The 25,760-nt window shown below is 70.7% G+C and carries 22 protein-coding genes; 5 read left to right on the forward strand and 17 right to left on the reverse strand.

Features of this window, described 5'->3' with window-relative positions; genetic code table 11:
* Window positions 1-208 precede the first annotated feature (208 nt).
* A complete protein-coding gene (locus OHA30_RS07880; protein ID WP_328913083.1) occupies window positions 209-424 on the forward strand; it encodes a DUF4287 domain-containing protein in 216 nt (71 codons plus the stop codon).
* Between the two features lie 45 nt (window positions 425-469).
* Here OHA30_RS07880 and glnA read toward each other — a convergent pair whose 3' ends face one another.
* The 16 genes from glnA to OHA30_RS07960 all read right to left on the reverse strand — a co-directional run bounded on the left by glnA (window position 470) and on the right by OHA30_RS07960 (window position 17,221).
* Entirely contained in the window at window positions 470-1,831 is a 1,362-nt protein-coding gene (gene glnA, locus OHA30_RS07885; RefSeq protein WP_328913084.1) for a type I glutamate--ammonia ligase, read from the reverse strand.
* 165 nt (window positions 1,832-1,996) lie between these two features.
* Window positions 1,997-2,803: a hypothetical protein gene (locus tag OHA30_RS07890; protein WP_328913085.1), complete on the reverse strand. Its 807-nt coding sequence runs from the start codon at window positions 2,801-2,803 to the stop codon at window positions 1,997-1,999.
* A 27-nt stretch (window positions 2,804-2,830) separates the two neighbouring features.
* Entirely contained in the window at window positions 2,831-3,412 is a 582-nt protein-coding gene (locus tag OHA30_RS07895) for a hypothetical protein (protein WP_328913086.1), read from the reverse strand.
* Window positions 3,413-3,432: 20 nt separating this feature from the next.
* Window positions 3,433-4,062, reverse strand: a complete 630-nt coding sequence (locus OHA30_RS07900; protein ID WP_328913087.1) for a hypothetical protein — start codon at window positions 4,060-4,062, stop codon at window positions 3,433-3,435.
* Window positions 4,063-4,076: 14 nt separating this feature from the next.
* Window positions 4,077-4,610 (reverse strand): hypothetical protein, encoded by a 534-nt coding sequence (locus tag OHA30_RS07905; protein ID WP_328913088.1) that lies wholly within the window; start codon window positions 4,608-4,610, stop codon window positions 4,077-4,079.
* Window positions 4,607-5,902 carry an MlaD family protein gene (locus tag OHA30_RS07910; RefSeq protein WP_328913089.1) on the reverse strand — a complete coding sequence of 432 codons (1,296 nt, stop codon included), beginning with the start codon at window positions 5,900-5,902 and terminating at the stop codon, window positions 4,607-4,609. The genes OHA30_RS07905 and OHA30_RS07910 overlap by 4 nt, the downstream gene beginning before the upstream one ends.
* Complete coding sequence (locus OHA30_RS07915; protein WP_328913090.1) at window positions 5,902-7,164, reverse strand: MlaD family protein; 1,263 nt, start codon at window positions 7,162-7,164, stop codon at window positions 5,902-5,904. Before OHA30_RS07915 ends, OHA30_RS07910 begins: the two co-directional genes overlap by 1 nt.
* Complete coding sequence (locus OHA30_RS07920) at window positions 7,161-8,285, reverse strand: MCE family protein (protein WP_328913091.1); 1,125 nt, start codon at window positions 8,283-8,285, stop codon at window positions 7,161-7,163. The genes OHA30_RS07915 and OHA30_RS07920 overlap by 4 nt, the downstream gene beginning before the upstream one ends.
* Window positions 8,282-9,361 (reverse strand): MCE family protein, encoded by a 1,080-nt coding sequence (locus OHA30_RS07925; RefSeq protein ID WP_405786141.1) that lies wholly within the window; start codon window positions 9,359-9,361, stop codon window positions 8,282-8,284. The genes OHA30_RS07920 and OHA30_RS07925 overlap by 4 nt, the downstream gene beginning before the upstream one ends.
* A gap of 65 nt (window positions 9,362-9,426) precedes the next feature.
* Window positions 9,427-10,458 carry an MCE family protein gene (locus tag OHA30_RS07930; RefSeq protein WP_328913093.1) on the reverse strand — a complete coding sequence of 344 codons (1,032 nt, stop codon included), beginning with the start codon at window positions 10,456-10,458 and terminating at the stop codon, window positions 9,427-9,429.
* Window positions 10,455-11,804: an MCE family protein gene (locus OHA30_RS07935; protein ID WP_328913094.1), complete on the reverse strand. Its 1,350-nt coding sequence runs from the start codon at window positions 11,802-11,804 to the stop codon at window positions 10,455-10,457. The genes OHA30_RS07930 and OHA30_RS07935 overlap by 4 nt, the downstream gene beginning before the upstream one ends.
* Window positions 11,801-12,676 carry an MlaE family ABC transporter permease gene (locus OHA30_RS07940; protein ID WP_328913095.1) on the reverse strand — a complete coding sequence of 292 codons (876 nt, stop codon included), beginning with the start codon at window positions 12,674-12,676 and terminating at the stop codon, window positions 11,801-11,803. The genes OHA30_RS07935 and OHA30_RS07940 overlap by 4 nt, the downstream gene beginning before the upstream one ends.
* Complete coding sequence (locus tag OHA30_RS07945; RefSeq protein WP_328913096.1) at window positions 12,676-13,482, reverse strand: MlaE family ABC transporter permease; 807 nt, start codon at window positions 13,480-13,482, stop codon at window positions 12,676-12,678. Before OHA30_RS07945 ends, OHA30_RS07940 begins: the two co-directional genes overlap by 1 nt.
* Window positions 13,479-14,459, reverse strand: coding sequence for an ABC transporter ATP-binding protein (locus tag OHA30_RS07950; RefSeq protein ID WP_328913097.1), 981 nt, complete (start codon window positions 14,457-14,459; stop codon window positions 13,479-13,481). The genes OHA30_RS07945 and OHA30_RS07950 overlap by 4 nt, the downstream gene beginning before the upstream one ends.
* 98 nt (window positions 14,460-14,557) lie before the next feature.
* Window positions 14,558-16,264 (reverse strand): DUF6801 domain-containing protein, encoded by a 1,707-nt coding sequence (locus OHA30_RS07955; protein WP_328913098.1) that lies wholly within the window; start codon window positions 16,262-16,264, stop codon window positions 14,558-14,560.
* 330 nt (window positions 16,265-16,594) lie between these two features.
* Window positions 16,595-17,221, reverse strand: a complete 627-nt coding sequence (locus tag OHA30_RS07960; protein ID WP_328913099.1) for a hypothetical protein — start codon at window positions 17,219-17,221, stop codon at window positions 16,595-16,597.
* A 440-nt stretch (window positions 17,222-17,661) separates the two neighbouring features.
* On the opposite strand from OHA30_RS07960, the gene OHA30_RS07965 reads away from it, so the two are divergent.
* Window positions 17,662-18,939, forward strand: coding sequence for a helix-turn-helix domain-containing protein (locus OHA30_RS07965; RefSeq protein ID WP_328913100.1), 1,278 nt, complete (start codon window positions 17,662-17,664; stop codon window positions 18,937-18,939).
* Here the strand turns inward: OHA30_RS07965 and OHA30_RS07970 are convergent.
* Complete coding sequence (locus OHA30_RS07970) at window positions 18,927-21,710, reverse strand: discoidin domain-containing protein (protein WP_328913101.1); 2,784 nt, start codon at window positions 21,708-21,710, stop codon at window positions 18,927-18,929. The two genes, OHA30_RS07965 and OHA30_RS07970, sit on opposite strands and share 13 nt — an antisense overlap.
* Window positions 21,711-21,872: 162 nt before the next feature.
* Between OHA30_RS07970 and OHA30_RS07975 the strand changes: the two genes are divergently transcribed.
* The 3 genes from OHA30_RS07975 (at window position 21,873) to OHA30_RS07985 (ending at window position 25,755) form a co-directional block, all read left to right on the forward strand.
* Complete coding sequence (locus OHA30_RS07975) at window positions 21,873-22,898, forward strand: LacI family DNA-binding transcriptional regulator (RefSeq protein ID WP_328913102.1); 1,026 nt, start codon at window positions 21,873-21,875, stop codon at window positions 22,896-22,898.
* A 401-nt stretch (window positions 22,899-23,299) separates the two neighbouring features.
* Window positions 23,300-24,712 (forward strand): ABC transporter substrate-binding protein, encoded by a 1,413-nt coding sequence (locus OHA30_RS07980; protein ID WP_328913103.1) that lies wholly within the window; start codon window positions 23,300-23,302, stop codon window positions 24,710-24,712.
* Between the two features lie 89 nt (window positions 24,713-24,801).
* Window positions 24,802-25,755, forward strand: coding sequence for a carbohydrate ABC transporter permease (locus OHA30_RS07985; protein WP_328913104.1), 954 nt, complete (start codon window positions 24,802-24,804; stop codon window positions 25,753-25,755).
* The last annotated feature ends 5 nt before the right edge of the window (window positions 25,756-25,760 follow it).

Genomic DNA, 25,760 nt, shown 5'->3' on the forward strand with positions numbered 1-25,760 from the left:
GGAGACGACGCGCACCCGCCGGGCCCGTCTCGGCACCGCCGCATGCCGCCGTCCCGCGTCCCCGCCGCTGCGGCGGTAAACGGGTGGGCCCATCCGATATGACGGGGGTCACATCGGGGTGGGCGATGAGACTGGGCGGCTGGGGCGGTCGTATGTGTGGCTGCGCGCTTTGCGGAGCATCCCGTACGGAGAGAACGGATACGTGGACATGGCGGAAAAAGTGCAGGGGCCGGCGAGCTACTTCCCGTCCATCGAGAAGAAGTACGGTCGTCCCGTCGCGGAGTGGAAAGACCTCATCCGCGCCTCGCCCCTGACCAGGCACACGGAACTCGTCGCCTGGCTCAAGACCGAGCACGGCCTCGGCCACGGCCACGCCAACGCCCTCGTCGCCCACACCCTCGCCGAGTCCGCGGCGACCGAGTGACCCGCCCGGCCCGGCGAGGAACGCCCCCGCCGGGCCGGGCGCGGATCAGAGGTTCGGGAGGTTCTTGCGGAGCTCGAAGGCCGTGACCTCCGAGCGGTACTCCTCCCACTCCTGCTTCTTGTTGCGCAGGAAGAAGTCGAAGACGTGCTCCCCCAGCGTCTCGGCCACGAGCTCACTGCGCTCCATGAGGTCGATCGCCTCGCCGAGGTTCTGCGGGAGGGGCGCGATGCCCAGCGCACGGCGTTCCGCGTCGGACAGCGCCCACACGTCGTCGTCCGCGCCCGCGGGCAGCTCGTAGCCCTCCTGAATGCCCTTCATGCCCGCCGCGAGCAGCACCGCGTAGGCCAGATAGGGGTTGGCGCCGGAGTCGAGGGACCGGACCTCGACCCGGGTCGAGCCCGTCTTGCCCGGCTTGTACATCGGCACCCGGATGAGCGCCGAGCGGTTGTTGTGGCCCCAGCAGATGTACGAGGGCGCCTCGCCGCCCGCGCCCGCCGTGCGCTGGGAGCCGCCCCAGATCCGCTTGTAGGAGTTGACCCACTGGTTGGTGACCGCCGAGATCTCGTCCGCGTGCCTGAGCAGGCCCGCGATGAACGACCGCCCGACCTTGGAGAGCTGGAACTCCGCGCCGGACTCGTAGAACGCGTTGCGGTCGCCCTCGAAGAGGGACAGATGGGAGTGCATCCCCGAACCCGGGTACTCCGAGAACGGCTTCGGCATGAAGGTCGCGTGCACCCCCTGCTCCAGCGCGACCTGCTTCATGACCAGCCGGAACGTCATGATGTTGTCGGCCGTGGAGAGCGCGTCGGCGTACCGCAGGTCGATCTCCTGCTGGCCGGGGGCGCCTTCGTGGTGCGAGAACTCCACGGAGATGCCCATGGACTCCAGCATCGTGATGGCCTGGCGGCGGAAGTCCATGCCGACGGACTGCGGGGTGTGGTCGAAGTAGCCGGAGTTGTCCGCGGGCGTCGGCCGCGCGCCGTCCAGCGGCTTGTCCTTGAGCAGGTAGAACTCGATCTCGGGGTGGGTGTAGAAGGTGAAACCGAGGTCGGAGGTCTTGGCCAGCGCGCGCTTGAGGACATAGCGCGGGTCGGCGTACGACGGGGAGCCGTCCGGCATCAGGATGTCGCAGAACATCCGGGCCGTACCCGGGGCCTCCGCACGCCAGGGCAGCATCTGGAAGGTCGCCGGGTCCGGCTTGGCGATCATGTCGGACTCGTACACCCGGGCGAAGCCCTCGATGGCTGAGCCGTCGAAGCCGATGCCCTCGTCGAACGCCTGTTCAAGCTCCGCGGGGGCGACCGCGACCGACTTCAGATAGCCGAGCACGTCGGTGAACCACAGCCGTACGAAGCGGATGTCCCGCTCCTCCAGAGTGCGGAGCACGAACTCCTGCTGCTTATCCATAACCATCCATCCTCGCCGGTCGGGCCACCTGCTCCCCCCGCCAGCCGGACACATCGGGGGTACACGAGCATGAGCATCCCATCTCGGCGTTTCGCATGCGTTGCGGGGCCCACCCCCATAGTGCCTGCCAGGGGGCCTGGCTTCACCCGCTCGGCCCGCGCCTCGTCAGCCGAACGTGTCGATGGAGGCGATCTTCCAGGTGCCGTCCTGGCGGACCGCGTCCACCGCGAACATCGCCGCCGCGTAGGTCGTGCCCGCGGCCGCGCCCTTCGCCGTGCTGGTGTTGCGCTGGTCGGCGAAGACCAGCACCCGGGCCCGGTCGCCGTCGATCATCTGCACACCGGTGTCGGTGACGGTGGTGGTCAGCACCAGCTTCCGCGCCGGGGCCTGTGCCCTGACTTGGGCGATCATGTCCGCGTACTGCTGTACGGCCTTGCCGGTGAGATCGCGCGCGGCGGCCTGGTCGGTACGGGCGGTGTCGGCCCAGTCGTAGGAGAAGACGGCGTTGACGTCCTGGGCGACACCGCCCTTGACCTCACTCGTACGGGCGGTGTCGGTCAACGCGGTGTTGCCGGTGGCGGCGGTGTCGCGCAGCGCGGACGCCTTCCCGGCGGCGAGCGCGGCGAAGCCGCCGAGCAGGACGGTGACGACCGCCAGCGCGGCGACCACGACGGTGGTCCAGGCGGGCCGGCGCGGGCGGCGCGACCGTACGGGGGCCGGGTCGGGGGCGGGCTCGGCGGCGGGCTCGGCCACCGGCCCGACGGCCACCGACTCCAGGACATCGGGCCCCACGGCGTCCGGCTCCACAGCGTCCGGCTCCACGGCGTCCGGCTCCTCGACGTCCGGCTCCACGACGTCCGGCCCCACAGCGTCCGGCTCGACGACGGGCGCCGCGGACCGGACGGCCGTACGCCGCCCTCCGGCCGCGGCCAGCCTGCGCTGCCGGTTGATCAGATAACGGGTGGTCGACATGGCTACGGCGTCCTCTCGCGTACGGCGTCAGCGGCCGGCGGTGGGCTGCGGGGAGGCGGAAGCGGAAGGGTCATCGGGCGCCGCGCTGTCCCCCATCGGCGCCTGACCGAGCGCGCTGAGCTTCCAGCCGCCGCCCGTCCGGGTGAGCTCGCCCAGCAGCCGGCTCTCCTTGACCGACGGCTCGGCCTTCGGCGCCCGTACGGTGATCCGCAGCGCGATCATCACGCTCGCCCGCCCGGTCCTGGTGTCCAGCTCGGTCACCGCGCCGGAGAGCACCTGCGCCGTGCTGACGGTCTGCGCCTGCCGTACCTGCTTCTCGAAGTCCGCCCGCCCCTGGACGAGTTGGGAGTGCAGATCGCCCGTGGTCGAGGACTCCCAGCGGTCCAGGCCGTGGTCGAGGTCGTCGTGGTCCAGGGTGTTCATGTTCTGCACGGCCTGCTCCCCCGCGGCCAGTACGGTGTCGCGGGCGCGGGCGAAGGCCGTGTCGTCGTCGTGCGCGGCGCCGTACCAGGACCAGCCGGTCCAGGCGGCGGCGCAGACGGCGGCGAGCGCGAGAGCGAGGGCCACGGCGAGCAGCGGGCGGCGCGGACGCGGGACGGTGAACGGCATACGGGTCAACTTCCTTCCTCTCAAAGGGCCTTGAGGTCGGTGATCCGCCACCGTCCGGCCTTGTACTCGGCGGTCACCGCGAGTTGCGCGGCCGCGTCCGTGGCGGGTGCGCCGGCCCGCTGGGCGGTCTGGTCGAGGAAGACCAGCAGTCGGGCGTGGTCGGCGGTGAGCGAGACGACCCCGGCTCGTACGACCCGGGTGGTCAGGGTGAGGCGCTGCTCGGTGACGTGCTGCCTGATCTGCGCGAACAGCGCCTGGTACTGGCCGGCGGCGGTGCCGTCGAGCAGTTCGCGGGCGGCCCGGTCGGTGGACTCGGTGTCGTCGGGGGTGTAGGCGAAGATCCGGCTGAGCGCGCTGCTGATGTCGCCGGTGACCTGGTCGGTGGCGTCGGTGTCGGTCAGCGCGTGGTTGGCGGTCGCGGCGGGGTCGCGCAACTCCTGTGCGGCGTCACGCAGTCCGCCCGCCGCGAGCAGCAGGACGAGCAGCACGCCCGCGCTCACCACCCGCCGACGGCCATGGGCCCAGGCGGGCCGGCGCAGCCGCGAAGGACGCCGGGCCGCCACCGGTTCGACGGCCACCGCATCCGACTCGGCCCCCGACTCGGCGTCCTGGTCGGCGCTCTGGTCGGCCCCCGTGTCCGTCGTCGCCATGTCCGTCTCCCCCCTCAACTCGCGCCCACCGGCACCGCGGTGAGCGCCGAGAGCTTCCAACCACCGGACGTGCGCGACAGGTTCGCCTCGAACCGCTTGCGGTCGACGCGTGCCGAACCGCTCTTCGGGGCCACCCGTACCTGGACGGTCGCGATGAGCTTCGCCGTACCGGCCCGGGTGTCGAGTTCGGTGACCGCCGCGTCCGTGACCGTGCCGCGCGTCGAGGTGCCAGAACCGGTGAGCGCGGACTCGTCGGCGGTGTGGGTACGGGACAGCTGGTCGTGCAGCGGGCCGGTGGTCGCGTCCAGCCACCCGGTGAGGTCGCGGGCCGCGTGGGCGGCGTCCACGGTGTTCAGCCGGGCGATCTCCCGCTGCCCGGTGGCCCGTACGGTGTCGCGCGCCTTGCCGTAGCCCAGCGAGCCGTCGCCGCGCGCGTCGGCGTACGACCGGGCTCCCAGCGCGCACAGCACGACGGCGAGCACCCAGGCCGTGGCCCAGGCCGTCCTGCGCCCGGCCGCGCTCCGGAGCAGGCTTGTCGGAAAACTCATCGCGCGTCCTCCAGACCGAACAGGGCCGCCATCGTGGTGGGGCCGCCGGGTGCGAGCGCGGGCAGCCCGAGGGCGCCGGGCAGCGCGGCCGGGGAGACACCCGTGGCGGCGGCCGGGGTGTCGGTCGGGGCGGTCGTGGTCGGCAGTACGGACCCGGGCCGCGCCGGTTCCGGCACCCCGCCGCCGCCCGGCGCGTGGGCCGAGCCGCGTACGTCGGTGCCGGAGGAGGCCGGGGCCGTGCAGCGGGCCGCGGTGTTGAAGGCGGTCGCGGGCGCGCTGGTGTCGAGGCCGTTGCGGTACGCCGTGCCGCCGTAGCCGGAAGTACAGGGCAGCGGGGCGAAGAAGGTGACCGCCATCCCGAAGTGCACCCCGCTCCGGTCGACCGCCGTCGACCCGGCCGCGGCCACTGCGGGCGCCTTGACCAGGTACTCCTGGATACCGCGCTGCCGGGTCACCGCGATGTCCGAGGTGGTCAGCAGATTGGCCAGCACCACGCTCAACTGCGGGCCGACATCGCGCAGCAGCGCGCTGACCTGTCCGGCCGCGTCGGGCGCGGCGGTGATCAGCCGGCGCAGATCGGTGTCGGAGGAGTCGAGTCGGGCGGCGAGCTGATTGGCGCTGTCGGCGAAGGACGTGATGGCGTCGCCCTCGTCGGCCTGGGTGCGCAGCACGGTCCGCCCGTCGATCATCAGCGTGGTGTCGACCGGCAGATTGGCGTCGGCGGTGGCGAGGAGCCGGCCGCTGGTGTCGAGGAGCGACTGCAAGTTGTCGGCCTGCCCGGCGAACGCCTGCCCGAACTCGTCCACCACCGTTCGCAGCGAGTCCAGCGGTACGGAGCCCGCGAGATTGTCGACGCTGGTCAGCAGGTTGGTGACGGGCGCCGGGGTGTGGGTGTCGGCCTCGTCGATGTGCGAGCCGTCCTTGAGATACGGCCCCTGGTCGGTGCTCGGCCGGAGGTCGATGTACTGCTCGCCGACCGCCGAGAGGCTGGCGACAACGGCCTTGAGGCGGGAGGGGATACGGGGTGCGGAGTCGTTGATCCGCAGCGACGCCTCGACGCCGTCGCCGGTGAGCCGGATCGGTCCGACCCGGCCGACCGAGACCCCGCGGTAGGTGACGTCGGCGTGCTCGAACAGCCCACCGGCCTCGGGGAGTTCGACCTTCACGGTGTAGTAGCCGCGCAGCCCGACATAGCGGCCGAGGTCGGCGTATCGGACGCCGATGAAGCTGAGGACGAGCACGGCGACGACCAGGAAGGCGATGTTCTTGACGACGGTGGCCCGGGTCAGCATCAGCGGCCTCCCGCGCGGACGGATTCGGTGCCGGTGACGGCGGGCAGTGGCAGCGGGACTCCGGCCTTGGCGAGCTTGCTGTCGAGCCGGTCCCGGGCGGTACGGGCGCTGCGGGCGACGGCCGCGCTGCCGCCCGGGTCGGAAGGATCGTCGCTGGGCGGCGGGTAGACGTTCTCGTCGGCGGGCATCTCGGGGATGAGCCGGGTACCGGGGGCGGCCGTCAGATCGAGATAGACATTGAGGTAGTCGCCCTTGACGCCGTTGAGCACCTCGTCGGTGAACGGGTAGGTCAGCAGCACCTGGAGCGAGTCCGGCAGGTCGCTCCCGGCGTCGGCGAGCCGTTGCAGGGTGGGCGCGAGGGCCTTGAGGTCGGCGACCATGTCGTCCTTGCTCCGGTCGACGGTGTCCACCGCGACACCGGAGAGGGTGTCGAGCGAGCGGAGCATGGTGACGAGTGAACCGCGCTGCTGCTCCAGGACTTTCAGACCGGGGCTGAGGTCGGTCAGCACGGTGCCGATCTTCTGGTCGCGGGCGGCGAGGGTGGCGGAGAGCCGGTCGACGCCGTCGAGCGCGTCGGTGATGTCCTGCTTGTGGCCGTCGAGATCGGTCACGAGGGTGTCGACCTGGGTGAGCATGTCGCGGATCTGCGGCTCGTTGCCGGTCAGCGCCTTGTTCAGCTCGACGCTGATGGTCTTGAGCTGCTGGACGCCGCCGCCGTTGAGCAGCAGGGACAGGGCGCCGAAGACCTCCTCGACCTCCGGGTCACGGCCGGTGCGGGACAGCGGGATGACGTCGCCGTCGCCGAGCCGCCCGGTGGGGGTGTCGGCGGCGGGCACGGGCGCGGAAGGGCCCGAGCCGGTCACGGCAGCCGTCGCAGCCTCCGTACCCGTACCCCCGCCCGTCCCCGTCCCCGGCGGCGCGGACAGCTCCACGTACTTCTCGCCGAGCAGGCTGGACTGCGCCAGATGGGCGTACGCGTTCGCGGGCAGCCGGACCTTGCCGTTGACCTTCATGGTGACCAGCGCCGACCAGCCGTCGGGCGCGAGGCCGATCCTGGTGACCCGGCCGACGGCCACGTCGTTGACGCGTACGGACGCCTGCGGCACGAGGTCGAGGACGTCGGCGAAGCGGGCCTTGACCGTGTAGGGGTGGCCGCCGAGGTCGGCGCCGCCGGGCAGCGGGATGCCCTGCACCCCGGTGAAGGAGCAGCCGGTGGCCAGCAGGGCCACCAGGGCGGCGGTCGCCGCGTGTCGGAGCCTCATCGGGCCGCCCCCTCGGGCTGGTCGGCGTCCGGGGCGCCGCCGTAGACCGTGCCGACGGCGGGCAGTGGCAGTGGCAGGGACCGCTCGCCCGCCGTGACCGGGGTGAGGTCAGCGGGACCGGTATCGCCGACCGTGCTCAGCTCGTTGATGTTCGTACGGCCGTCGAGGGTGCTGTGCTTGGGGTCGTAGGCGTTGAGGAGGTTGTCGGCGGCCAGGGGCGCGGTGTCGAGGAGTTCGGCGAGTGAGGCGCGCTGGTCGACCAATGTCTGCGTGATCGGCGCGAGTCGGGTGACGCTGCTCTTGAGGCGGGCCCGGTTGTCCTGGATGAAGGTCTTCACCTGGCCCAGCGCGGTGGACAGTTGGCTGAGCGCGCCGGCCAGGTTCTGCTTGTCCTCGGCGAGGAAGCCGGTGACCGTGGAGAGTTGGTCGGCGGCGGCCTTCACCTTGCCGTCATTGTCCTTGAGCATCGTGGTGAAGGACTGGAGGTAGGACAGCGTGGCGAAGAGGTCGTCGCTGTGGCCGTCGAGGGTCTTGGACGCCTGGCCGAGCTGGTCGATGCTGTCGCCGATCGCCTTGCCGTTGCCGTCGAGGTTGCGCGCGCCCGTGTCGAGCAGATCCGACAAAGCGCCGGTGGCGTTGGCGCCGTTGGGGCCGAGGGCGTCGCTGAGCTTGGTGACGCTGTCGTAGAGCTGGTCGATCTCGACCGGGGTGGCGGTGCGGCTCGCCGGGATGACGGCGTGGTCCTTGAGCAGGGGGCCGCCGGTGTACGCGGGCGTGAGCTGGATGTAGCGGTCGGCGACGACGCTGGGCGCGACCACCACGGCCCCCGCGTCGGCCGGCACCTTCACCCCGTGGTCGAGGGTGAGCGTCACCTCGACCTGCTTGCCCCGCGGGGTCACGGCGTCGACCCGGCCGACCTTGACGCCGAGTATCCGCAGGTCGGAGCCCGCGTACACACCCACCGTACGGTCGAACCAGGCGGTGACGCGGCTGCCGTCGGGGCCGCCGAGCACGACCAGGCCCGCGGTGACGGCGGCCCCGGCGACCACGGCCAGGACGGTGACCAGGACGGCGAGCCGCCGGAGTCCGTAGCCGCTGAGCGCGGTGCGCAGACGCCTCATGAGTGCCCTCCCGTCGCCTTGGGCGGCATGCAGCCGGTGGCCGGCGGGGTGCCCGGCGGCAGATAGCTCTTGGGGACGAGCCCGCACAGATAGCTGTCGAACCAGCGGCCGTTGCCGAGGGTGTTGCCGACCAGCCGGTAGTACGGGCCCGCGAGCGCCAGCACCTGGTCCAGGCTGGACTGGTTGGCCAGCAGAACGCCGGTGACCCGGTCCAACGCGTCCAGGGTGGGGGCCAGTTGGCGGGTGTTGTCGGCGACCAGGCCGCTGAGCTGCGTACCGAGATCCTGGGTGCCGATGAGCAGCGCGTGGATGGCGTCCCGCCTCTTCTGCACCTCGCCGAGGAGCAGGTCGCCGTCCGAGATCAGCGTCTGGAAGCGGCCGTTCTGGTCGGAGAGGGTCTTGGTGAGCTGCCGGCTGCCGGTGAGCAGGTCGGCGAGCTGGGTGTCCCGGCTGGAGACCGTCCTGGACAGCGCCGCCAGTCCGGTGGCGGCGCTGCGCACCGAGGCCGGGGTGTTCCGGAAGGTGTCGGAGATGGTCTGGAAGCTCTGCGCGAGCTGCCGGGTGTCGATCGCCCCGAGGGTCTGCCCGAGCCCGTCGAACGCCTGGGTGACGTCGTACGGCGAGGTGGTGCGGCTTCTGGGGATGCGCCGGCCGGGGTCCTGCGGGCGGCTGCCCAGCGGGTCGACGGCGAGGTACTTCTCGCCGAGCAGCGTCTTGATGCCGATGGCGGCGGTGCTGGCGTCGCCGATCCAGGTGTGCCGGACCTTGAAGGTGACCTTCACCTGGGCGCTGTCCAGCGCGACCCCGGTGACCTTGCCGACCTTGACGCCCGCGACCCGCACCTCGTCGCCGCCGCGCAACCCCGCGGCCTCGGTGAAGTTCGCGGAGTACGTGGTGCCGCCGCCGATCAGCGGCAGCGCCTCGGCGTTGTACACGACCACGCTGATCAGGGCGAGCAGCAGCAGGCCGACGGCGCCGACGGCGACCGGGTCGCGCTCGCGCGTCGGGCGGAAGAGCGGGCGGCCGCGGCGGGCGGGGGCGCGCCGGAACAGCCCGCGGCCGTCGGGCGCGCGCAACCGTGTCCGTACGGCCGGGACGCCGGAACGGGACAGGCGGGGCAGACGGGGCAGACGGGGGCGGATCATGACCGGCACCTCGCTTCGGTGATCGCTATGCCGGTGGGCGGGGCGCTGCCGTCCGCGGTGGTGGCGCCGGAGAGCGTGGCCTGGCAGAGGTAGAGGTTGAGCCAGGAGCCGTAGGACGCCAGCCGGCCGACGGCCCGGAACTTCTGCGGGGTCCTGGTCAGGAAGTTCTCCAGCTGCGGTGTGCCGTCGGCGAGGGTGGTGGAGACCCGGCCGAGCTGCGCGATGGAGTCCTTGAGCGGCTGCCGTCCGTCGTCGAGCAGCCCGGCGGTGCTCGTGGTGAGCCGGGAGATCGCCGCGACGGACTGCCCGATGGGCTCGCGGTCGCCGGAGAAGCCGGTGACGAGTTCCTGGAGGGTGGTGATCAGGTCGTTGAAGCCGGACTCGCGGGTGTTGACGGTGCTGAGCACGTCGTTGAGGTTGTCGACGACCTGGCCGATCACCTGGTCCTTGGCGGCGAGGGTGGTGGTGAGCGAGCCGATGTTGCCGATCAGACCGTCCACGGTGCCGCCCTCGCCCTGGAGCACCTGGACGATCTCCCCGGCGAGCTGGTTGACGTCCTTCGGGGACAGGCCCTCGAAGAGCGGCTGGAAGCCGTTGAAGAGCTGGGTGAGGTCGAGCGCCGGGGTGGTGCGCCCGACCGGGATCGTGCCGCCGGGCCTGAGCACACCGCCGACCGGGCCCGCGCCCTGCTCCAGGTCGACATAGCGCTGGCCGACCATGTTGAGGTACTTGATGGTCGCGGTCACCGAGGCGGGCAGCGTACGGCCGCGCCGGACGGAGAAGCGCACCTGGGCGAGGCGGTGGTCGACCACCTTGACGGAGTCGACCCGGCCGACCACGACCCCCGCGATCCTTACGCTGTCGCCCGAGGTGAGGCCCGTGGTGTCGGTGAACCGGGCGTAGTAGCCGGACGTGTCGCCCACCCCGGTGCCGGTGATGCTCAGCGCGAGCACGGTGGTGGCCAGCGCGGTGACCAGGATGAAGACCAGCGACTTGACGACCGGTCCGGCCAGGCTGCGGCGTTTCACCCGACGGTCACCTCCGCCCCGCGGAAGACCGGTCCGGCGAGCACGCTGCTCCAGTCGGGCAGGGCGGCCGCCGGGGTGCCGGTGGCAGGCGCGAGCAGTTCGTTGACCAGTTCGTTCTCCTGCGGGGAGTTGGCCGGGGCGGTGCCGGACGGTACGGAGTCGGCCGCGCCGGACGCGGGGGACGCGGCCGCCGGGACGTCGGCCGACGGGGACTCGGCCGCGGGTGTGGTGCCGCGCCCGGTGTACGGGACCGGGTAGCACCGCGGGCCGCCGCTCGCGCCGTACACCGGGGTGTCCTTGCCGGGCCGGTAGGCGCCGCGGGAGGCGACGGTGGTGACGTCGATGTGCAGCCCGGGCTCCTTGGTGCCCTTGCCGAGCGCCTTGTCCATCACGGGCGCGAAGTCGGCGAGGGTGCGCAGGGTGCACGGGAAGGAGGGGGCGTACTCGGCGAGCAGGCCGAGGGTGCCGCGGCTGTCGGCGGACAGCCGGATGAGGTTGTCCTTGTTCTGCCGCAGATAGGTGGTGAGGTCCTGGGCGGTGGTGGTCGTGGCGCCGTACAGGGTGCTGAGGTTGGCCCGCTCCTCGGCGATGGTGCCGCTGGTCCTCGTGAAGTCGGTGAGCGCCTGGACGATGTCGGGCGCGGCGGCGGAGTAGACCCGGCTGACGGTGACGAGTTGCTTGATGTCGTCGTTGAGCACGGGCAGTTGGGGGTTGAGCCGGGTCAGATAGGCGTCGAGTCGCACGAGGGTGGCGCCGAGCTGGGCGCCGCGGCCGTCGAGGGCGGTGGCGACGGCGTTGAGGGTGGCGGAGAGCTTCTCCGGCTGGACCGCGGTGAGCAGCGGCAGCACATGGCCGAGCACCTGCTGGAGTTCGACGGCGTCGCTGGACCTGTCCTGCGCGATGGTGGTGTGCGCGGCGAGCGTCGGACCGCCGGCGGGCGTACCGGGCGGCGGTACGAGGGCCACGAAGCGTTCGCCGAAGAGGGTGGTGGGCAGCATCTGGGCGGTGACCCCGGCCGGGATCTGCCGGAGCTTTCCGGGGGTGATGGCCAGCACCAGACGGGCGCCCGCGCCGTCGGCGTGGATGGCCTTCACCCGGCCGACGACGACTCCGCGCACCTTCACATCGGCGCCCGGACGCATCTCGTTGCCGACGCTGCCGGTCTCCACGGTGACGGTCGCCTCGTCGGTGAACGCCTTGTCGTAGACGGCGACCGCGAGCCAGGCCAGCAGACAGGGCACCAGCAGGAAGACCAGGCCCGCGGTCCTGCGGCGGGCGGTGGCGGCGCGCCCGGAGCGGCGGAGCGCGGACGGCGCGGCGGGGGCGCGGGTGTCGGTGGTGGTCATCCCGCCACCCGTACGGTCGTGGTGGCGCCCCAGATGGCCAGGCTGAGGAAGAAGTCGGTGACCGAGATGATCACGATGGCGTTGCGCACCGAGCGGCCCACCGCGATGCCGACGCCGGCCGGGCCGCCCTTGGCGGTGTAGCCGTAGTAGCAGTGCGCGAGGATCACCACGACGCTGAAGATCAGTACCTTCAGGGTGGACAGCAGGACGTCGGCCGGGGAGAGGAAGAGCGAGAAGTAGTGGTCGTAGGTCCCGGCGGACTGGCCGTTGAACGTGACGGTGACCAGCCGGGAGGCGGCGTAACTGCTGATCAGGCCGATGCCGTAGAGCGGGACGATCGCCACGACGCCCGCGATGATCCGGGTGGTGACCAGGTACGGCATGCTGCGGATGCCCATGCCTTCGAGCGCGTCGACCTCCTCGTTGATCCGCATCGCGCCGAGCTGGGCGGTGAAGCCGGCGCCGACGGTCGCGGACAGGGCGAGGCCCGCCACCAGGGGGGCGATCTCCCGGGTGTTGAAGTAGGCGGAGATGAAGCCGGTGAAGGCGGTGGTGCCGAGTTCGTTCATGGCCGCGTAGCCCTGGAGGCCGACGACCGTGCCGGTGGCCAGTGTCATGCCGATCATCACGCCGACCGTGCCGCCGATGACGCCGAGGCCGCCGCTGCCGAACGCGACCTCGGCCAGCAGGCGTTGTACCTCCTTGAGGTAGCGGCGCAGGGTGCGCGGGATCCACAGCACGGCGGTGACGTGGAAGAGGAAGTGGTCACCTGCCTCGTCGAGCCATCGCAGCCAACGGCCGCCGCCGCGGCGAGACTTGGGCGGGGGCGGCGGGGGTTCGGACCGGGGCGCGTCCTTGTCGAGGAGGGCCATCAGGCTCCCTTCCGCGGGACGAGTTGCAGATAGACCGCGGTGAGCACGACGTTCACCACGAAGAGCAGCAGGAAGGTGATGACGACGGACTGGTTGACCGCGTCGCCCACGCCCTTGGGGCCGCCCTTGGGGTGCAGACCGCGGTAGGCGGCGACGATCCCGGCGATGAATCCGAAGATCACCGCCTTGATCTCGCTGATGTAGAGGTCGGGCAGCTGGGCGAGGGCGGAGAAGCTGGACAGATACGCGCCCGGGGTGCCGTGCTGCACGACCACGTTGAAGAAGTAGCCGCCGAGGGTGCCGACCACCGAGACCAGGCCGTTGAGGAAGACGGCCACGAGCATGGTCGCCAACACCCGCGGTACGACCAGCCGTTGCACCGGGGAGACGCCCATCACCTCCATGGCGTCCAGCTCCTCGCGGATCTTGCGCGAGCCGAGGTCCGCGCAGATCGCGCTGCCGCCCGCGCCCGCGATCAGCAGCGCCACGATCAGCGGACTGGCCTGCTGGATCACGGCCAGCACACTGGCCCCACCGGTGAACGACTGGGCGCCCAACTGCTGGGTGAGCGAACCGACTTGCAGCGCGATGACGGCGCCGAACGGGATCGACACCAGCGCCGCGGGCAGGATCGTCACGCTCGCCACGAACCAGAACTGCTCGATCAGCTCCCGCATTTGGAACGGCCGCCGGAAGGTGTCGCGCACGGTGGTGGCGGCCAGCGCCATCAACTGCCCGGTCTGGCGCAGCGCCCCGGTGCCGGGGACCGCGCGGCGCGGCGCGGGGACGCGTACCGGCGCGGTCATGCGGGCTCCCCCTGCACGGGCGCGAGTCCGGCCTTCATGGCCTCGCGGGTGGCGGCGGGCAGTTGGTCCCACATCCCCAGTACCCGGGCCCGGCGCCGCTGCACGGCCTGGCGCGGCGGCAGGCCGGGGCTCGGTTCGAGCTGCGGGGAGACCCGGGCCGGGGCGCCGCGTACGTCGGCGGAGTGCAGTTGCTCCCGGGCGAGGGTGGCCTCGTCCTTCTCCTCCGACATGCCGATGGGTCCGGCCCGCCGCCCGCTGAGGAACTGCCGTACGACCGGCTCCTCGCTGGTCAGCAGCAGCTCGCGCGGCCCGAAGGCGACCAGTTCGCGGCGGAAGAGCATGCCGAGGTTGTCCGGGACGGTGGCCGCGATGTCGAGGTTGTGGGTGACGATCAGCATCGTGGCGTCGATCTGCGCGTTGAGGTCGATGAGCAGTTGGGACAGATACGAGGTGCGGACCGGGTCGAGGCCCGAGTCGGGCTCGTCGCACAGGATGATCTGCGGGTCCAGGACGAGGGCGCGGGCGAGGCCGGCACGTTTGCGCATACCGCCGGAGATCTCGCCGGGCAGCTTGCCCTCGGAGCCGAGCAGCCCGACCATGTCGATCCGCTCCATCACGATCCGGCGGATCTCGGACTCCTTCTTGCGGGTGTGCTCGCGCAGCGGGAAGGCGATGTTGTCGAAGAGGTTCATCGAGCCGAACAGGGCGCCGTCCTGGAACATCAGGCCGAAGAGCTTGCGGGCCTCGTAGATGTCGCGCTCCGGGCTGCCCACCATGTCGACGCCGTCGACCAGCACCCGGCCCCGCTCGGGCTTGAGCAGGCCGATCACCGACTTGAGGAAGACGGTCTTGCCGGTGCCCGAGGGGCCGAGCATCACGCTGACCTCACCGGGCGGCAGGGTGAGCGTCACGTCCTGCCAGACGGTCTGCGTGCCGAAGGACTTGGTCAGGCCCTCGATGGTCACTTCGATTCCCATGGCACCTCCCGGGCCGGTGATGCTGCGGTCGGTCGTACGAGTCGGTGGGGCGGGGGTGCGGCGGAACAGGGGGTGCGGGGGTGCGGTGGTGCCGGGAGTCAGTGGTGCGGAGGGTCGGGGAAGCCGATCTCGGGGTCGCAGCCGGACTCCGCGATCGGGACGCACAGCGGGCCCTGGATGAGGTTGAGCGAGTTGCCGTGGCCGGAGATGGCCGAGGTGAAGAGCGCGTCGAGGTCCTCGCCGTGCGAACGGCAGCCGGTGAAGGGCGGGATGACGAGGTCGTCCTGGGCCAGCGGCCCGCCGGTCTGGACGCTGTAGTCCTGCGGCCGGGTGGGCACACCGGTGAGCGAACTGCGGTCGTAGCCGATGAGTCGGATGTCCAGCGGCGCCCGGGTAAGGCAGTCGGGGCCCACGTCGAGCGTCGTGCCGTTGAGCTTCACGTCGTACAGCCGCAGGTCTTCCTTGCCGTAGATCGTGGTGGTGCTGACCGTGCCCTCGGTGCCGGAGCCGACCGTGATGACCGTCATCAGGCCGCGCGGCACGAGCGCCATCTTGGCGCTGGTCGGCATGAACCCGTAGGTGAGGAAGGTCGAGTCGGCGGGCGGGAGGGCGAGGTCGGCGACCGAGTCGATCTCGAAGTACCACTGCAACGGGTCGTCCGAGGAGAAGTCGCTGACCGTGCTCTTCTGCACGATGGTCGCCAGGCTCGGGTGCCCGCGCAGGTCGTTGACCACCGAAGCGCCGTTGAGCTTGCCGACGTTGGCGTATCCGGTGATGTAGCCGCACTGCGAGTACGGCGGGAAGGGCGGGTCGTCGGGGCCCGGGTAGACCACCGCGCCGGGCGGGCGGGGAACGGCGGCGAGCACGGCCGGGTCGGGGTCGCCCTCCGGCGGGTCCTCGCAGTCGTGCACCCCGGAGTGCGGGGGCGTGGCGAGCTTGATGGTGTTGCGGCCGCCCGGCCGCCCGGCCGCGGGGGTGGCGGTTCCACCGGCCGTCGGCGGGACGGTCGGGGTCGCGGACCCGGTGGCGGTGCCCGCGGGGGTCGGGGTCGCCGGGGCCGAGGGCGTCGCGGTGCCGTCGGCGGCGGCGGTGACGGGCACGCTGCCGAGTACGGTCGACTGCCCGTCCTTCGGGGTGCAGATGGTCGTGACGTCGGCGAGGTCGGACTTCGGCGCGACGGTGACATGGGCGCTCGCGGTGTCCCCGGCGGGGTCGGTGGGGTCAGGGGCACTCTCGGACGCGGCCCCGGACGCCGGGTCCCCCGAGGGCGACGGCGGGTCGGCGGCGTCGGGCGGGGCCGTCCGCGGGTGCAGGGTGAGGCTCAACTCCCCCGCCGCGAACCGTACGGCGCCGGGCGCCGTGACCGTGAGCGGCGGCACGTCGCCGCCGAGGGTCAGTACGAGGTCGCCGTCGGCCGGGGCCTCGGGCGCGGTCAGCCCCGGCCACGACGCGTCGGCCGCCGACTCCCCCTGTGTGATGTGCGCGGTGAGGGTCGCGGTGGCGCCGACGGCGGCGGCTCCGGCGGGCAGCAGCGCGGCGGCGGCCTCCTTCGGCACGGTCACGGTCGCGGTGAGCGGGCCCGGCTGGACCGGTGTGCCGACCGCCCCGGTGGACGGGTAGTCCTGACGGAGGCCGACGGTGATCTCCTGCTCGCCCGAGGGGAAGGCGCACACATAGCCGAGGCTCACCGTGCCGTCCGGGACGCCGGCCGCCGAGTCCGTACCGGGCAGCAGTCCCGCCACGAGCGCGGCCGCCGCGACGGCGGCGAACCGCACCGTGCGGCGCGGAATCACGGCACCCCTCATGGCGGAGCTCCTCGGCAGGCGGCGGCGACGCTGGACATTACGGTCGGGTAATAAGCCCGGACAAGTGATCGAACCGGGGAAGTTCGCGGGGGCCTCGCCGGGCCCGATTTCTTGTCATCGGACGACAAAAGCCATCCGGAATTTTGTCCTCCCGTGCGCGTCGCCGGGCCGGGCCGGGCCGGCACCCGGCGGCACGGGCGCGGCGCGCGGCGGCACGGGCGCGGGCAGGGCGGCGCGAGCCCGGGTGGCCGGGCGGGCCGGGGCCCCGGTGGGTGCGAGGTGCCCACCGGGGCCCTTCTCACGGCCGTTCGCCCTCCGGGTGAGGAGGCGTCAGGAGGCGTTGAGCGCCAGCGTGGACGGGCTGACGACGTAGTTCGCCTTGTAGACGACCGAGTCGCCGTTGTTGATCAGGCCGAGGCACAGGCCGCCCACGCCGGACACCGTGAGGGTGCCGCTGTCGAGCACCAGGGTGTGGGTGGAGTTGGAGTAGTGGCCGGTCACCGAGCCCGAGATCGTCGCGGTGCACAGGCCGGAGAGCTTGGCCACGACACCGGTCAGCGATCCGTCGGTGTTGCCGCTCGCGTCGGTCGGGTCGACCGCGTTGAGGCTCCACGGCAGCGAGTTGGCGGTGACCGTGAACGTGATGCTGTTGAGCTTGCAGGTGTTCCAGGTGGCCCCGGTGATCGTGCCGACCTTGATGCTCGGCCCTCCGGTGGTGGTGCCGTTGGCGATGACGCCGGTGGCGGCGGCCGACGTACACGTCAGCTTGGTGCCGGTGCTGCTGTCGGTGAGGGTCGGGCTTGCCGCGGTCGCCGTGATGGCGCCGCCGCTGCCGCTGCCGCTGACCGTCGCCGTGCTGACCGCGGCGGAGGCCGGACTGGCGGCGAGGCCGATCGCGGCGATGAACGCCGCACCCGTGACCACGCCGCCCGCGGCCGTCCTGGAGAACTTGCGCATGGGCTGAATCCCTTCTGGGAGTTCGACGTACCTGATAAACCGCAGTCCGCGCCGGTCGGCGGGAATTCGGTGACAAGTGGAATACCGGGGACGCGGGGCACCGAATCGGTTCCGGTTGCCCTTGCGCTGGAGGACGTTACGCACGGGTAACCGGACGCGCAACGATTCCGGACAAGATTCTCGGGACGACCTTACCGGCGGGTATTTTTCTGTCACCCGGGCAACATCGGACCGGGATTTTTTATAAGCGAGTGAGCACTCGGGCACGACCCGCCCGCCGGCCCCGCGCGATCGCCGTGCGGGGCCGGGTCGACCCCAGGAGGGCCGCCCGTACCGGGAGTTGGGCACGTTTCCGTGTCCGCGGGGCTGCGCTCCGTGCACGTTTGGTCTATGTTGCAGCGAGGTCGGGACGCGACGAAGCGTCTGGGAAGGGGCCGGGCATGACCGTCATGCGGCAGACACCGGAACAGGCGGAGCCCCCGGGTGTGATTCCACGGGAGTTCGCCGCGATCATGCGCCCGGAACTGCCCAGCTTATTAAAAGAGATGGCCACTGAAATCGTCACCGCGATCCCCGAATACGGGCATCTGCTCGAAGGCCCCAACGCCCGGGTGATCAAAATCGGCATCGAGCAGAACATCGCCACTTTCGTGGACCGGGTGGCCGCGCCCACCGCCACCACCTCGCTGCGTGACGACCTGTGCCGCAGATTCGGCCGCTTCGAGGCGTACGAGGGCCGCAGCCTGGACAGCCTCCAGGCCGCCTACCGCATCGGCTGTCAGGTGGCGCTGCGCCGGGTCCGTACCGTGGGACGCCGCTACAACCTCTCCGCGTCCTTCATGCTCACCTTCGCCGACGCCCTCTTCGCGTACATGGGCGATCTGGCCGAACTCTCCCGTGAGGGCTACACCCAGGCGCTCGCGGAGCTGGGCGAGGAGCCGGACAACCGGCGCCGGCGGCTGCTGCGCCGGATCCTGGGCGGCACCGCGGTGGCCCGCAGCGCCCTCGCCGAACTCGCCGAGCACTCCGGGTGGCCGCTGCCCGAGGAGGTCACACTGGTCGCGATCGCGCCCGGCACCCGGCCCGACCGGTCCGCGCAGGCCGCGCTCGACCGGGACATCCTCCAGGACGTCGCCGACCCCGAGCCGCATCTGCTGGTGCCGGGGCCCTTCACCGAACAGCGGCGGGCGTCGCTGGCCGCCGCGCTGACCGGCTGCCGGGCCGCGGTCGGGCTGACCACCGCGCTCGGGGAGGCCGCGGACTCGCTGCGCTGGGCCCGGCACACCCTTGCGCTCGCCGACTCCGGGGTGATCGACGACGGCCCGCTGGCGATGAGCGAGGACCATCTGCTGCCGCTGTGGCTGCTGGGCGACCCGGCGCTCGTCGACCAGATGGCCAGGAGATTCCTCGGCCCGCTGGTCGGACTGACCGCCACCCAGCGCACCCGGCTGATCGACACCCTGCGGATCTGGCTCACCACCCGCGGCACCGCGGCCCAGGTCGCCGATCTGCTGGGCGTCCATCCGCAGACGGTCCGCTACCGGATCCGCATCCTCGACCGGGCGTTCGGCGACCGGCTGGCCCGGCCCGACGACCGGTTCGGCACCGAGATCGCGCTGCGCGCGCTGCACCTGCGCGAACACGGCGAAACGCGGGACGGCGGCCCTCTGGCAGAAGGCCGCCGCCCGTCACGTACCGCCGCTCGTTACGAGGCGTAGGCCTCGAGTTCGGAGAGTTGGGCTGCGGGCCAGCCGGTGTTGGCGGTGAAGGTGAGGCGGAGGTAGCGGGTGTTGGTGGTGGGGAGGTTGATAGTGACGGTGTCGCCGGTGTTGGGGTCGAAGGTGTAGGCGGCGCCGGATTTGGCGGTGGTCCAGGTGTTGTTGTCGGTGGAGCCCAGGACGGTGAGGTTCTGGGTGCGGGCGCCCCAGCCGGTGGGGAGTTTGAGGACGAGGCGGCCGACGGCCCTGGTGGCGCCGAGGTCGACGGTCAGAGACTGGGGGAAGGCGTTGTTGGTGCTTTCCCAGTAGGTGCCCTGGTTGCCGTCGACGGCGTTGCCCGCGGTGTAGACGTCGTTGTGGCCGGTGTCGGTGGCGGAGTGGCCCTGGGCGAGGTTGGGGTTGCCGGCCGGTGTGGTCGGGGGTGTGGTCGGCGGGGTCGTGGGCGGTGTGGTCGGGGGCGTGGTGGGCGGGGTGGTCGGCGGTGTGGTGGTGCCGTCGGCGGCGTAGGCCTCGATCTCGGAGATCTGGCCTGCGGGCCAGCCGGTGTTGCCGGTGATGCTCAGCCGCAGGTAGCGGGCGGTGGCCGCGTTGAAGGTCAGGGTGGCGGTGTTGCCCGAGGACGGGTTGAACACCACACCGCTGGAGGCCTTCAGGGTCGCCCAGGTGTTGTTGTCGGTGGAGCCGAGGACGGCGAGGGTTTCGGTGCGGGTGGCCCAGTCGGCGGAGGGCGGGAGCTTGAGGGTGACCTTGCCCAGGGACTTGTTCGCGCCGAGGTCGACGGTCAGGGTCTGCGGGAAGGCGTTGCTGTTGGACTCCCAGTAGGTGGAGGCGTTGCCGTCCACCGTGTTGCCCGCCGCGTAGTTCTGGACCGACGAGGACGCCGAAGCCGGCCGGCCCTGCGCGAGGTTGCCACTGGCCGGGGTCGTCGGAGGCGTTGTCGGGGGGGTTGTGCCGCCGCCCGTCGTACCGCCGCCGGTGGTGCCGCCCTGACCGGGCTGCGGCCAGGAGTTGCAGTCGTTCCAGTTGCCGTCCCAACCGCTGTTGCCCGAGCCGCGGTTGACCGTGAAGGCCCCCGAGTTGGCCGGGTACGGGCAGGAGTAGACGCCGGCCACACCGGTGCCGGTGGCGACCACGTTGGAGAAGGACGCGGAGCCCGGGGTCTCGGCCTGGACCACGACCGTACCGGTGTTGGAGATCGTCGCGCCGCTGACCGTCACGCCGCTGACCGGGTAGCCGTGACCGCCGCCGGAGACGAACTCGAAGGCGCTGTACGGGCTGTCGACGATCCTGGTGTTGGTGATCTGGACGTTCACCGAGCTGATCGCGGAGTCGTACGAGTCGACCCGCAGCGCGCCCATCGGGTGGCCCCAGTTGGGGTTGATCGCGCCGGTGCGGATCAGGGTGTTGCCGGAGACGGTGACGGCGCCGGACAGCGGGTTGAACGGCTGTAGGAACGCCTGGTTGGAGATGGCGATGCCGCTGCCGAGCGCGTTGGTGTCGGCGATCACGTTGTTGGAGACGGTGTTGTTGGTGCCGCCGTAGATCGCGATGCCGTTGGCCAGGTTGGGCTGCACGATGGTGTTGCCGGTGAAGGAGTTACCGGTGTCGGGCGAGCCCAGCGACCACATGGCGAGCGAGTCGTCGCCCTGGTTGCGCAGGAAGTTGTTCTTCACCGTGACGCCGGAGGCGCTGCCGTCGAGGTTGAGGCCGTCGGCGGTGGTGCCGATGATCCGGTTGTTCTGGACGACCAGGTTGTCGTTGTTCCCGGTCAGCCACAGACCGCACTTCTCGCGCTGCACCCAGATGCCGGAGACCACGGAGTTCGGGCCGAGGCTGCCGGTGATGAAGCTGTCGGGCGAGTTGTCGTTGCGGACGCTGACCTCGCCGAAGACCGCGAAGTCGTAGAGCTTGGTGTTGCCTGCCGCGCCGGTCTGGTCGATCAGGTGCGAGCTGTGCAGCACCGAGTACCAGTTGCCCGCGCCGCGGATGGTGACGCCGCTGGCCTGGATGGTGGAGCCCAGCTTGAAGTCACCGGAGGGGATCCAGACCTCCTTGCCCTGCGACTTGGCGGTGGAGATGGCCTGGTTGAAGGCGCCCGTGGAGTCGTTGGCGCCGGTGGGGTCGGCGCCGGTGCTGGTGATCGAGACGGAGTTGGCGGGCTGGCCGCCGGCCGCGCCGACCTGCTCGAAGTCGGCCACGTCGACGGTCGCGGTGCCGGTGTCGCCCGAGTCGAGCTGGAGCTTGACCTTGGCGCCCGCGGCCAGGTCCTGGCCCAGTCTGATCCGTGAGTCGTCGAAGAAGTGATGCGTCTTGGCGCCCGCGATCCACCCGGTGTCCACATACGAGTACTGCGCGGTGACGGCGAGCTTCTGCCCGATCTTCGTCCCGTTGACGTAGACGGAGACCGTGCCGGAGGCGCCGCGCGGCAGGTTGTATGCGACGTCGACGGCGTTGGCCGGCTTGGTGAGGGTGAACTCGACGTACTTGCCCTGGCCGCTGAGGGTGACCGCGCGGCGGCCGGACGCCTCGGAGGCGACCGTTCCCTGGGTGTAGTCGGGACCGATGGTGGAGCCGTTGGTCGCGGCGGCCTCGGCCTCGTACTCGGTGAAGGGTACGGAGGCGCCACCGCTGACGTCGAAGGGCGAGACGGTCGATACGGCGGGGGCGGCACTGGCGGTCTGGGCGGTCGTCGCAAGCGCGAGACCGCCGGCGGCCACGGCGGCGGCGGTGGCCGTGGCGAGCCAGACCGATGATCGGCGTCTGGTGTCCATGGGGTGGGGGGTGTCCCTTCTGGCTGGAGGTGACGCACACCCTAGGGATGACGAACGGGACACAGCAATATCTCGATCAGATTTCGCAAAAATTGGATGGCTTGCAGAGATCCCGCAAATAGACCGCAAGAATCTTGCGCCACCTGTACTAGAATCGACGCCATGACACGACGACTTGCCGAGGTGGCAAAGAAGGTCGGGGTGAGCGAGGCCACCGTCAGCCGAGTGCTGAACGGGAAGCCGGGAGTCTCCGACGCGACCCGGGCCGCGGTCCTCACCGCCCTTGACGTGCTCGGATACGAACGGCCCACCCAGCTGCGCGGGGAACGCGCCCGCCTGGTCGGCATGGTCATGCCCGAGCTGCAGAACCCCATTTTCCCCGCTTTCGCGGAAGTGGTCGGCGGCGCGCTGGCACAGCAAGGTTTCACACCGGTGCTGTGCACACAGACCGCGGGAGGGGTCTCGGAGGCGGACTACGTGGAGCTGCTGCTCCAGCAGCACGTCTCCGGGGTGGTCTTCTTCGGCGGGCTCTACGCGCAGGCCGAGTCCCCGCACGATCACTATGCGCGACTGGCCGAGCGCAACCTGCCGACCGTGCTGATGAACGCGGCCATCGACCATCTGGACTTCCCACGCGTCTCCTGCGACGACGCGGTGGCGGTCGAGCAGGCGATGAACCATCTCATCTCGCTCGGCCATCAGCGCATCGCCCTGGTGCTCGGACCGCCCGACCACGTGCCGTCGCGCCGCAAGCTGTCCGCGGCCCGGCGGGTCGATCCGTCGGTCGTGGTGGAGCACGCGCTGTTCACGCTGGAGGGCGGGCAGGCGGCCGCCAGCCGACTGCTCTCGCGCGGCATCACCGCGTTCATCTGCGCCTCCGACCTGCTGGCTCTCGGTACGATCAGGGCCGCCCGCAGGCGCCGGCTCTCGGTGCCCGAGGACGTCTCGGTGATCGGCTACGACGACTCGTCGCTGATGAACTGCACCGAGCCGCCGCTGACCACCGTGCGCCAGCCGATCGAGGCGATGGGCCGGGCCGCCGTGGACCTGCTGGCCGGTGAGATCAGCGGGGCCTCGGTCGACCACGACGAACTCTTCTTCGAACCCGAACTGGTGGTGCGCGGCTCCACAGGACCCGTCCGCGACGCCGCCCGAATCCCTCATCCCGATGCCCGGACCAACGCGTAACCCCGCACACAGCGTCACCTCGCTCACGCGCCACCCCGCCCGCCACGCCACCGCGCGTGGCGCGGCGGCACGCTTCACGCGGCACCACGCACGCCGGGACCGGGACCCAGTTCCCCGTCCCGGCGTCGTCGTCTCCGGGTCCACAGCGGCCCTTGCAAGCCCCGCAACAGGCATGTGGCGCCCGTCGGCGCGCTGTCAGCCCTACGGCGCTGAGCGTCGTAACCAAGTCGTGTCTTTGCGAAATTCGCGCGACATCTTGCGGACATCTATCGGGTTAAGTACGTTGAGCCAACCCGGGACGGCGGCGCACAACTGCGCCGGACATCATGTGCATCATGTGCCGCGGGGGTCCCAGATCGCAGTCCAAAGACGCGCAGTGGTTCAGGGGAAAGGGTTTGATCATGAGCAGAATCGGCTACCGCAGACTGGTGGCAGTCGCTCTGGTCGCGGGCATCGGGTTGACCGGCGCCGCGTGTTCCAGCTCCAGCGACAAGAAGGACGACACGGGGAGCAAGGCCACCAGCAGCACCTCCAGCGTGGGTACCCCCTTGGACCCGAAGACCAAGGTGACCATCAGCGTCGACTGCGAGCCGCCGACGACGAAGAAGGCCGAGCGTCAGCAGTGGGTCGACGACGTCGCGGAGTTCAACAAGACGTATCCGAACGTCACGATCAACAGCAAGGACGCGTTCCCCTGCGAGGACCCGGCCAAGTTCACCGCCCAGCTCCAGGCCGGCAGTGAGACGGACGCCTTCTACTCGTACATGACCGACCTCCAGCAGGTGCTGGACGCCGGCCAGGCGGCGGACATCACGGACTACGTGAACGAGAAGACCGTCCCGAACCTCGCCGACATCGACCCCGGCGTGCTGAACGTGCTCAAGGACGGCGGGAAGCTCTACGGCCTGCCGACCTCGAACTACCAGATGGGTCTGATCTACAACCGCAAGATCTTCAAGGACGCCGGTCTCAACCCCGACCAGCCGCCGACCACCTGGGACGAGGTCCGCCAGGACGCCAAGGTGATCCAGGACAAGCTGGGCAGCAAGGGCATCAACGGCTACATGGACAACTCGGGCGGCAACCAGGGCGGCTGGCACCTGGTCTCCGAGATGTACGGCGTGGGCAGCAAGGCCGTGAGCGACGACGGCCAGAAGGCCGCCTTCAACAACGACGAGACCAAGTCGGTCCTCTCCACGCTGCACGACATGCGCTGGACGGACAAGAGCCTGCCCGCCACCCCGGGTCTGCAGTGGGGCGACGTCCAGAAGGCCATGGGCACCGGCAAGATCGGCATGTACGTCGGCGCTCCCGACGACATCCCGCTGGTCGTCCAGCAGTACAAGGCGAAGTTCGAGGACCTCGGCATGGCGCCGATCCCCGGCGGCAAGACCTCGCTGTTCGGCGGCAACGACTACATGTTCAAGAAGTCGGCCAGCCCGGACCAGATCAAGGCCGGCATCGCCTGGATCAACTTCAAGTACCTGACCCTCGAGAAGGGCCAGTTCAACTACCCGCGCAACAAGACGGACGGCCTGCCCGTCGGCCTGCCGCAGCCGTTCTTCTTCACCGGCGCCTCCAAGGCCAAGGACACCGAGACCAAGACCGCGAACGCCACGGTCCCGGTCGAGAACTTCAAGTCCTACGTCGACGCGCAGGTGCCGGTGCTGCCCGAGCCGCCGAACGCGCAGAAGATCTACACCGTGCTCGACACCGTGATGTCCGGAGTCCTGACCAACAAGGGTGCTGACATCTCCAAGCTGCTCTCCACCGCCGAGACGCAGGTCAACTCGCTGCTGGCAGCCAGCCAGTAACAGCACAGGCCCAGCGGGGGCCGGTCGGCGACCGGCCCCCGCTCCGCGGCACCGGACCCCCGGGCACCACCTTCAGTCGAGGAGCACCCATGGCGGCGACGACCGTCCCCGAGAACACGACCAAGCGCCACGCCGGGCGCACCTCCGGACCAGGCGGCGGTGCCGCCCGCACCGGCCTGAGCCGCAAGGTACGGCAGAATCTCCAGGCCCATGGGTTCCTCATCGGCGCACTGCTCTGCTTCCTGATGTTCTCGTGGTATCCGATGATCCGCGAATTCATCATGAGCTTCCAGGAGACAAAGCGCGGCACGACCTCCTGGGTCGGCTTCAAGAACCTGAACCGGGTCTACCACGACCCGTACTTCTGGACCGCCTGGAAGAACACCGCCGAATTCACCCTCTACGCGCTGGTGATCGGCTTCCTGGTACCGTTCGTCGTCGCGATCGTGCTGAACGAGCTGCGGCACGCGAGGGCGTATCTGCGCGTTCTGGTGTACCTGCCGGTCATGCTTCCCCCGGTGGCCGGCGTGCTGCTCTTCAAGTACTTCTACAACCCGGACTACGGGCTCTTCAACCACATTCTGAAGACGCTCCATCTGCCGACGTCACAATGGCTGGACTCGTCCCACACGGCGATGATCTCGGTGGTCATCGCGGCCACCTGGATGAGCATGGGCGGCGCCACCCTGATCTATCTGGCCGCGTTGCAGAACATCCCCGGCGAGCTCTACGAGGCCGCCGACCTGGACGGCGCCGGCCTGCTGAGCAAGATCTGGCACGTCACGATCCCGCAGACCCGCATGGTGCTCTCGCTCATGCTGCTGCTCCAGATCGTGGCGACCATGCAGGAGTTCACCAACGTCTTCCTCCTCACCGGCGGAAACGGACCGGAGAACTCCACCATGACGGTCGTGTACATGGTCTACCAGTACGCGTTCCGCTACAACAATTTCGGAAGCGCCGCGGCGCTGGGCCTCTTCCTGCTGCTGGTACTGGCCGTCTTCTCGGGCCTGTACACGCGCCTGAGCCGGAACAGCGACTAGGACGG

The organism is Streptomyces sp. NBC_00223 (assembly GCF_036199905.1).
Lineage (GTDB): Bacteria > Actinomycetota > Actinomycetes > Streptomycetales > Streptomycetaceae > Actinacidiphila.

Excerpts from the sequence above, each read along its gene's own strand:
- OHA30_RS07950 (WP_328913097.1), bottom strand. The coding sequence starts at position 14,459 with ATGGGAATCGAAGTGACCATCGAGGGCCTGACCAAGTCCTTCGGCACG.
- OHA30_RS07945 (WP_328913096.1), bottom strand. The coding sequence starts at position 13,482 with ATGACCGCGCCGGTACGCGTCCCCGCGCCGCGCCGCGCGGTCCCCGGC.
- OHA30_RS07975 (WP_328913102.1), top strand. The coding sequence starts at position 21,873 with ATGACACGACGACTTGCCGAGGTGGCAAAGAAGGTCGGGGTGAGCGAG.
- OHA30_RS07955 (WP_328913098.1), bottom strand. The coding sequence starts at position 16,264 with ATGAGGGGTGCCGTGATTCCGCGCCGCACGGTGCGGTTCGCCGCCGTC.
- OHA30_RS07920 (WP_328913091.1), bottom strand. The coding sequence starts at position 8,285 with ATGAGGCGTCTGCGCACCGCGCTCAGCGGCTACGGACTCCGGCGGCTC.
- OHA30_RS07910 (WP_328913089.1), bottom strand. The coding sequence starts at position 5,902 with ATGCTGACCCGGGCCACCGTCGTCAAGAACATCGCCTTCCTGGTCGTC.
- OHA30_RS07960 (WP_328913099.1), bottom strand. The coding sequence starts at position 17,221 with ATGCGCAAGTTCTCCAGGACGGCCGCGGGCGGCGTGGTCACGGGTGCG.
- OHA30_RS07915 (WP_328913090.1), bottom strand. The coding sequence starts at position 7,164 with ATGAGGCTCCGACACGCGGCGACCGCCGCCCTGGTGGCCCTGCTGGCC.
- glnA (WP_328913084.1), bottom strand. The coding sequence starts at position 1,831 with ATGGATAAGCAGCAGGAGTTCGTGCTCCGCACTCTGGAGGAGCGGGAC.
- OHA30_RS07880 (WP_328913083.1), top strand. The coding sequence starts at position 209 with ATGGCGGAAAAAGTGCAGGGGCCGGCGAGCTACTTCCCGTCCATCGAG.
- OHA30_RS07965 (WP_328913100.1), top strand. The coding sequence starts at position 17,662 with ATGACCGTCATGCGGCAGACACCGGAACAGGCGGAGCCCCCGGGTGTG.
- OHA30_RS07900 (WP_328913087.1), bottom strand. The coding sequence starts at position 4,062 with ATGGCGACGACGGACACGGGGGCCGACCAGAGCGCCGACCAGGACGCC.
- OHA30_RS07985 (WP_328913104.1), top strand. The coding sequence starts at position 24,802 with ATGGCGGCGACGACCGTCCCCGAGAACACGACCAAGCGCCACGCCGGG.
- OHA30_RS07905 (WP_328913088.1), bottom strand. The coding sequence starts at position 4,610 with ATGAGTTTTCCGACAAGCCTGCTCCGGAGCGCGGCCGGGCGCAGGACG.
- OHA30_RS07940 (WP_328913095.1), bottom strand. The coding sequence starts at position 12,676 with ATGGCCCTCCTCGACAAGGACGCGCCCCGGTCCGAACCCCCGCCGCCC.
- OHA30_RS07980 (WP_328913103.1), top strand. The coding sequence starts at position 23,300 with ATGAGCAGAATCGGCTACCGCAGACTGGTGGCAGTCGCTCTGGTCGCG.
- OHA30_RS07890 (WP_328913085.1), bottom strand. The coding sequence starts at position 2,803 with ATGTCGACCACCCGTTATCTGATCAACCGGCAGCGCAGGCTGGCCGCG.
- OHA30_RS07895 (WP_328913086.1), bottom strand. The coding sequence starts at position 3,412 with ATGCCGTTCACCGTCCCGCGTCCGCGCCGCCCGCTGCTCGCCGTGGCC.
- OHA30_RS07970 (WP_328913101.1), bottom strand. The coding sequence starts at position 21,710 with ATGGACACCAGACGCCGATCATCGGTCTGGCTCGCCACGGCCACCGCC.
- OHA30_RS07935 (WP_328913094.1), bottom strand. The coding sequence starts at position 11,804 with ATGACCACCACCGACACCCGCGCCCCCGCCGCGCCGTCCGCGCTCCGC.